Source organism: Vibrio splendidus 12E03 (genome assembly GCF_000272105.2).
Taxonomy (GTDB): Bacteria; Pseudomonadota; Gammaproteobacteria; order Enterobacterales; family Vibrionaceae; genus Vibrio; species Vibrio splendidus_I.
In genome coordinates this window covers 1-6,389 of record NZ_AJZD02000030.1, presented here as the reverse complement: position 1 = coordinate 6,389, position 6,389 = coordinate 1, and the positions used below count along the sequence as shown (strand labels likewise).

Sequence of the window (6,389 nt, the reverse complement as noted above, 5' to 3'; positions counted from 1 at the left end):
TTTCGTAATTTTTTCGTAATTTTTTCGTAAAAAAGCATAACAGCTATTAGACCGAAAAATTCTGCATTTAAATACAGAATCATTATATCTAGTTTCATATGGGCGGAACTTTACCACAATTAATCACAGTATTTCAGTGACTTAAAACATAGATAGGCTCATTGAATGACAAAATGCAGAATATTTCCATATAGTATGAATTTCGCAAAAAAACCGAACTACTGGATATAAAAACAGCACCTGTACGCATGCCCCAAAACACAAAAAAGCCTGCCATCTATGCGAACATAAATGGCAGGCTTTATACGTTAGTTAAGCTTGTGAGTGGCTAGCTTACGCGGCTTCGAATGCGAGGGCTTTCTTCTCTACCTGACGGAAGATTAGCGTTAACACACCATTCACGGCTAGGTAAAATGCACCAGCAATACCGAACACAGTGAGCGTGTCATAGGTTTGCCCGTTGATACGCTGAGCGTAGCCCATTAAATCCATGATGGTGATGGTGCTTGCCAGTGACGTGCCTTTGAAGACTAGAATCACTTCGTTCGAGTAAGCTGGAACGGCGCGGCGTAGTGCGTATGGCAGTAACACTTTAAGCGTAGCGATTTTGTCCATGCCGAGTGCGCGACATGCTTCCCACTGCCCTGCTGGAATTGCGTTGAATGCGCCTCTGAACAGTAGCGTGCTGTATGCTGCGGTGTTCAATGCTAATGCTAACATTGCACAGAACCAAGGTTGGCTTAACCAAGTCCACATGAAGCTTTCACGAATCCAATCGAACTGACCCGGGCCATAGTACACCAAGAAGATTTGAACCAATAATGGTGTGCCGGTGAACAACGTGATGACGCCACGTGTTAACCAGTGAATCGCCGGTATTCTTAGGATTAGCGTTACCGTCATCAGCAGTGACAAGATACAACCAACCAGCAATGAAGCGCCTGTGAGTTGAAGACTTGTGGCTAAGCCTTCAAGCATTTGAGAGAGGTATTGTTGATTCATGCCATTGCCCCTTTGTTACCCAAACCTTGAATAGAGAACGTACCATCAATCACTTTTACCAATCTTTGGGTGATTAAAGTGATGACCAAGTAGATTGCTGCTGCTGTCGCGTACCAAGTAAATGATTCGTGCGTTGCAGCGGACGTTAGTTGTGCTTGTTTCAGCAAATCTGTTACACCAATTAGCGAAACTAGCGCGGTATCTTTTAGTAACACTAACCATTGGTTGGTTAACCCTGGTAGCGCGTGTCTTACCGCTTGAGGTAACACGATACGAAAGAATGAACATGATTGAGAGATACCAAGCGCGCTTGCTGCTTCTCTCTGCCCTTTGCTAACTGCTTTCAAAGCACCACGGATGGTTTGTGAAGCGTAAGAAGCAAAGATAAGTGACAGTGCAACAACACCAGATAAGAACGGGCTCACTTCTATGAAGTCGCCAGTGATCATGAACAGAACTTGTGTCGAACCAAAGTAGATAAACAGCACGACCAGAATTTCTGGTAAACCACGAACAATCGTCACAAATGCAGTCGTTGGCCATTTGATTGCAATACGACGAGACATCTCACCACTTGCAAACAAAACTGCTAGAACCAATCCAACCAATAGACTTACGAATGCAAGCTGAACTGTCATCCAGCTTGCTTCGACGAGCCCTAAAGAGTAACCCGTTAATTCCATAAATTACTTACCGAAGTACTTGTTGAAGATCTTGTCGTATTCGCCGTTCGCTTTCACTGCTGCAAGTGCAACGTTAAGCTGGTCTACAAGTTCTTGATTGCTCTTGTTTACTGCGATACCAAAGCCGTTACCGAAGTACTCTTGGTTTGTTACTTGGTCGCCAACGTACGTTAGATTGTCTTCTTTCTTAAACCATTCTGCTACAACGGCTGTGTCACCGAATACAGAATCGATACGACCGTTTTTCATGTCGATGAATGCATCTTGGTAGCTTGAGTAAGGTACCGCTGTTACGCCAGTCATTTGCTCAAGTAGGTAGCTCTGGTGAGTAGAACCGTTTTGAACACCAACACGCTTACCTTCTAGTGCTGCTTGGTCTGCTACTTTGCCTTCAAAAGAGATGAATGCTGCAGAGTTATCGTAGTAAGCATTAGAGAAGTTAACTTGTTGAAGACGCGCTTCAGTGATGTCCATTGCTGAAATAGCTGCATCGTAGCGTTTGAATTTAAGTGCAGGGATCAAGCTATCGAATGCTTGGTTGTGGAAAGTACATGTCGCTTTCATCTCTTCACAAAGTGCGTTTGCTAGGTCTACGTCAAAACCTTGGATTTGGTTGTTCTCATCCATATATTCGAATGGTGCGTAAGTTGCTTCCATTGCGAATTTGATTTCTTCTTGAGCTGCTGCGTTAAAAGAAGCAAGGCCGATAAGTGAAGCTAGTAGAATCTTTTTCATTTTGTTACTCCGAATACTGTGTAGTAGCGGCCTGTGGCCATTCTTATAATTTAATTGTTTTAATTGATGTTGTGTTTAGCTAAATCTAGTGAGTCAACTTTCTTTAAATACGTGACTTACTTAATGAGTCAAATACTCGGCAAACTCAGGTGTCTGCGGATTAACGAATGAATCGCTGGTGCCGTGTTCGACGATGTACCCTTTCTCTAGGTACAGAACGTGGCTAGCAATCTTCTTCGCGAAATCGACTTCGTGCGTCACGACCACTTGGGTAATGCCCGTTCCGCTCAATTCTTTAATAATGCTCACGACTTGGTTGGTGATCTCAGGGTCAAGCGCTGCTGTTGGTTCATCAAACAACAACACATCCGGTTTCATCATCAGCGCACGTGCAATCGCAACACGCTGTTGTTGACCGCCAGACAGTTGAAGTGGCCAAGCGTCTGCTTTGTCGGCAAGTTGAAGTGTCTTTAGTACTTCTTGAGCTTGCTTAATCGCTTCTTGCTTATCCAAACCCGCAACTTTGGTTGGTGCTTCAATCAAGTTTTCCATCACCGTCATGTGTGGCCATAAGTTGTATTGCTGGAACACCATGCCGACTTTACGACGAAGTTTAAGCCCCTGCTTCTCTTGGATTTGGCTTGAAAAATCGAATTGCTCGTTCGCAATGTCTAATTCGCCGTTGTCCGCGATTTCAAGCAGGTTCAATACACGCAGTAATGAACTCTTGCCCGCGCCGCTTGGGCCAAGCAATACCAAGGTTTCGCCACTCTCACAGTCAAAACTGATGTCGTGAAGAACTTGGGTATCACCGTATGATTTGTTGATGCTCTTTACTTGAATACTCATGCCACAATACTGCATTAATTATCATTTGTTGGTTATTCTATTCAATCCGATGTTTTATGCAAGAAAAATGTATAAAAAACTACTTTGTTGAATTTTTGTAACAAATATTGCACAAAAAACAGTCGCTATAACTGGTCTTACAACCAAAAATCGCAAGTCATTGATAAATTTAATATCGAGATAAATAGCAAACGTTTTACTATTAATTTATAAATAATTGCATGGTTGCTTGTTTATGTGTGCACTCTCCTATCAACGCCAATTTACTTGCATAAAAATCAGGGTTAAATCCCTTTCTTTCCTGTCGAACTGACTGGGTCAGAATGCTTAGTTTTCCTTTAAGGTCGTTTTGAATTATTCACTTAGTGTTGAGGAAATATTGGAAATTGAGTTTCCTGGGGAGCGTCACAGCGCAATAAATGCTTTAATGGGTTCTATTCTCAACAACAATTACTTCCCAGCGAACAACGCGCAGTACAGGCAATAAGTCATTAACCATAAGTAATTAGCCATAAGCAACAAGCCATCTATTTTTAAAGCGACAACACATTAAGGCAGTCATATGCAAAACGATGTCTCTTCTACGCTCGACTCAACTCAGCGATCGACTCAACAAGCACCAGAACCCAAATCTGAGAAAAAAAGCCTCAGTATTTTGTTTGAGCTGAGTAAATTCATTCAGCCTTATAAAGGTCGTGTTATTGCTGCGTTGATCGCGTTGATCTTCACGGCTAGCTTAACCCTTTCAGTCGGACACGGTATTCGCCTTCTTATCGACCAAGGTTTTAGCCAACAATCACTCTCAGATTTAGGAAGCGCGATTCAATTCATCATGGTCGTGGTTGTGTTGATCTCGATTGGTACTTTCTTCCGTTTCTATTTGGTTTCTTCTGTTGGGGAACGCGTGAGTGCAGACATTCGCTTATCGGTTTTCAATCATGTGGTGACGCTGCATCCGAGTTACTTCGAAACCAATGGCAGTGGCGACATCATGTCGCGCATTACAACGGACACCACTCTGCTTCAAAGCATCATTGGTTCATCGTTCTCTATGGCGATGCGCAGCGCGTTGATGTGTATTGGTGCAATCATCATGCTGTTTGCGACCAATATTAAGCTGACGTTGATTGTATTGGCCTCGGTGCCGTTTATCTTGATTCCGATTCTTGTGTACGGGCGTCGTGTGAGAGCCCTATCTCGCCAAAGCCAAGACTCGATGTCTGATGTCGGGTCTTATGCAGGTGAAGCGATTGAACATATTAAAACAGTGCAAAGCTATAGCCGCGAAGAGCAAGAGAAAGCGTCATTCGCGGTAGAAGTAGAAAAGGCTTATGAGATTGGCCGTCAGCGTGTAAAACAGCGTGCGATTCTTATCTCTGGCGTTATCGTGATTGTATTCAGTGCTATCGCAGGCATGCTTTGGGTTGGCGGCAGTGATGTCATCAACGGCACCATGTCGGCGGGTGATTTAGCGGCGTTTGTGTTCTACGCAATCATGGTTGCCTCGTCATTAGGTACGATTTCAGAAGTGATGGGCGAACTGCAACGTGCGGCAGGTGCAACCGAAAGATTAATCGAGATCCTACAAGTTGAAAGCCATATCGTTGCGCCAGTTGCGAACCCAACTTCGCTTGCTAACGTAACGCCAGAAGTCGCATTTGATGATGTGACCTTCTGTTACCCATCAAGACCAGACCAGCCCGCAACAAGTAACCTCACGCTCACAGCCCATGAAGGCAAAGTATTGGCATTGGTTGGCCCGTCTGGCGCAGGTAAAACCACCCTATTCGAACTGCTACAACGTTTCTACGACCCACAAGTGGGTAAAGTGACGTTAGGCGGCGTTGAACTGAATCAGTTTGACCCTAACGAGCTAAGAAAGCAGATGGCATTGGTGCCACAGCAACCTGCTCTGTTCAGTAACGATGTGTTCCATAACATTCGCTACGGCAACCCGCAGGCAACAGACGAGCAAGTTATCGAAGCGGCCAAGAAGGCACACGCGCACGAGTTTATTCAGAACCTACCAGATGGCTACAATAGCTTTCTTGGTGAACGCGGTGTAAGGCTTTCTGGCGGACAGAGACAACGTATTGCGATTGCACGTGCCATCTTGAAAGATCCAAATATTCTATTGTTGGATGAAGCAACCAGCGCACTAGACAGCGAAAGTGAGCACCACGTACAACAAGCGTTAGAAGAGTTAATGCGTGGCAGAACGACGATTATTATCGCCCATCGATTATCAACAATTAAACACGCCGACCAGATTGCAGTGCTCGATAAAGGACAGCTAGTAGACATCGGCGACCACCAGTCTCTCATCAATAGCTGCGAATTGTACCAACGCTTGGTTGAGCTGCAATTCAAACACCTTAGTGCGTAATCATTGAGTGGATGTGCAACTAAGTCACTGACATTGTGTGGTTTCAAGCTTCAAAAACTTAAATCACACGTGTTGCAGTTTTGTTAATTTAGCGGTAGGGTTTTTATTTCAATAACAACTTATTCCGATGAAGGATAAGTAAATAACGTTAATTACACAGATAAGAATAAGAGAGTTCGCATGGAAGCACTATTATCTGACTACCCGGTAGTAACAGAAATCCCTGTCGCTTGGGGAGAAATGGACGCACTCAATCACGTTAACAACGCCGTATATTTTCGCTATTTCGAAACCGCTCGCTTAGATTTTTTCAAGCACGTTGAGTTGATGGAAGAGATGGCGATTACCAAAGTTGGCCCTGTTCTTGGTGACACTTACTGTAAGTATTTCCGCCCAGTCACGTATCCAGATACCTTGATGGTTGGCTCACGTGTGACCGATATTCAAGATGATCGGTTCACAATGGAATACGCGATTGTCAGTAAGGCTCAACAAAAACTGACCACCGTTGGCACTGCGACTATCGTGATGTTTGATTTTGCTTCGAACCAAAAAGCCCTGCTCTCGCTGCGCTTAACCAATGAAATCGAAAAGATGAACACGTTGAAGAGTCCATGTTTCAAACAAGAAGCCTTGACGGAATAACGTATTCGCTGATTGAGAAAGACTCAGAAAGTTTCAGACATTAAAAAGGCCACTCGATTGAGTTAATGCCGTTCGGATAAGCATTACTG

The 6,389-nt window shown here is 44.0% G+C and carries 6 protein-coding genes; 2 read left to right on the top strand and 4 right to left on the bottom strand.

What is annotated here, in order from left to right:
- Positions 1-333 precede the first annotated feature (333 nt).
- From artM to artP, 4 genes are all read right to left on the bottom strand, one after another.
- Positions 334-1,002 (bottom strand): arginine ABC transporter permease ArtM, encoded by a 669-nt coding sequence (gene artM, locus A142_RS03365; RefSeq protein WP_019820797.1) that lies wholly within the window; start codon positions 1,000-1,002, stop codon positions 334-336.
- On the bottom strand, positions 999-1,685 hold the full coding sequence (artQ, locus tag A142_RS03360) for an arginine ABC transporter permease ArtQ (protein ID WP_019820796.1): 687 nt from the start codon (positions 1,683-1,685) through the stop codon (positions 999-1,001). Before artQ ends, artM begins: the two co-directional genes overlap by 4 nt.
- 3 nt (positions 1,686-1,688) lie before the next feature.
- Entirely contained in the window at positions 1,689-2,420 is a 732-nt protein-coding gene (locus tag A142_RS03355; RefSeq protein ID WP_019820795.1) for an arginine ABC transporter substrate-binding protein, read from the bottom strand.
- A gap of 120 nt (positions 2,421-2,540) precedes the next feature.
- The gene (gene artP, locus A142_RS03350) at positions 2,541-3,269 is read right to left on the bottom strand and encodes an arginine ABC transporter ATP-binding protein ArtP (protein WP_032545343.1); all 729 of its coding nucleotides are present in this window, start codon (positions 3,267-3,269) and stop codon (positions 2,541-2,543) included.
- Positions 3,270-3,831: 562 nt separating this feature from the next.
- Here artP and A142_RS03345 point away from each other — a divergent pair.
- Both A142_RS03345 and A142_RS03340 read left to right on the top strand, forming a co-directional pair.
- Positions 3,832-5,655, top strand: a complete 1,824-nt coding sequence (locus A142_RS03345; protein WP_019820794.1) for an ABC transporter ATP-binding protein/permease — start codon at positions 3,832-3,834, stop codon at positions 5,653-5,655.
- A gap of 180 nt (positions 5,656-5,835) precedes the next feature.
- The gene (locus A142_RS03340; RefSeq protein ID WP_019820793.1) at positions 5,836-6,300 is read left to right on the top strand and encodes an acyl-CoA thioesterase; all 465 of its coding nucleotides are present in this window, start codon (positions 5,836-5,838) and stop codon (positions 6,298-6,300) included.
- The last annotated feature ends 89 nt before the right edge of the window (positions 6,301-6,389 follow it).

Bases quoted from the DNA above. Each gene is read 5' to 3' on its own strand.
- A142_RS03340 (WP_019820793.1), top strand. From the start codon at position 5,836: ATGGAAGCACTATTATCTGACTACCCGGTAGTAACAGAAATCCCTGTC.
- A142_RS03345 (WP_019820794.1), top strand. From the start codon at position 3,832: ATGCAAAACGATGTCTCTTCTACGCTCGACTCAACTCAGCGATCGACT.
- A142_RS03355 (WP_019820795.1), bottom strand. From the start codon at position 2,420: ATGAAAAAGATTCTACTAGCTTCACTTATCGGCCTTGCTTCTTTTAAC.
- artQ (WP_019820796.1), bottom strand. From the start codon at position 1,685: ATGGAATTAACGGGTTACTCTTTAGGGCTCGTCGAAGCAAGCTGGATG.
- artM (WP_019820797.1), bottom strand. From the start codon at position 1,002: ATGAATCAACAATACCTCTCTCAAATGCTTGAAGGCTTAGCCACAAGT.
- artP (WP_032545343.1), bottom strand. From the start codon at position 3,269: ATGAGTATTCAAGTAAAGAGCATCAACAAATCATACGGTGATACCCAA.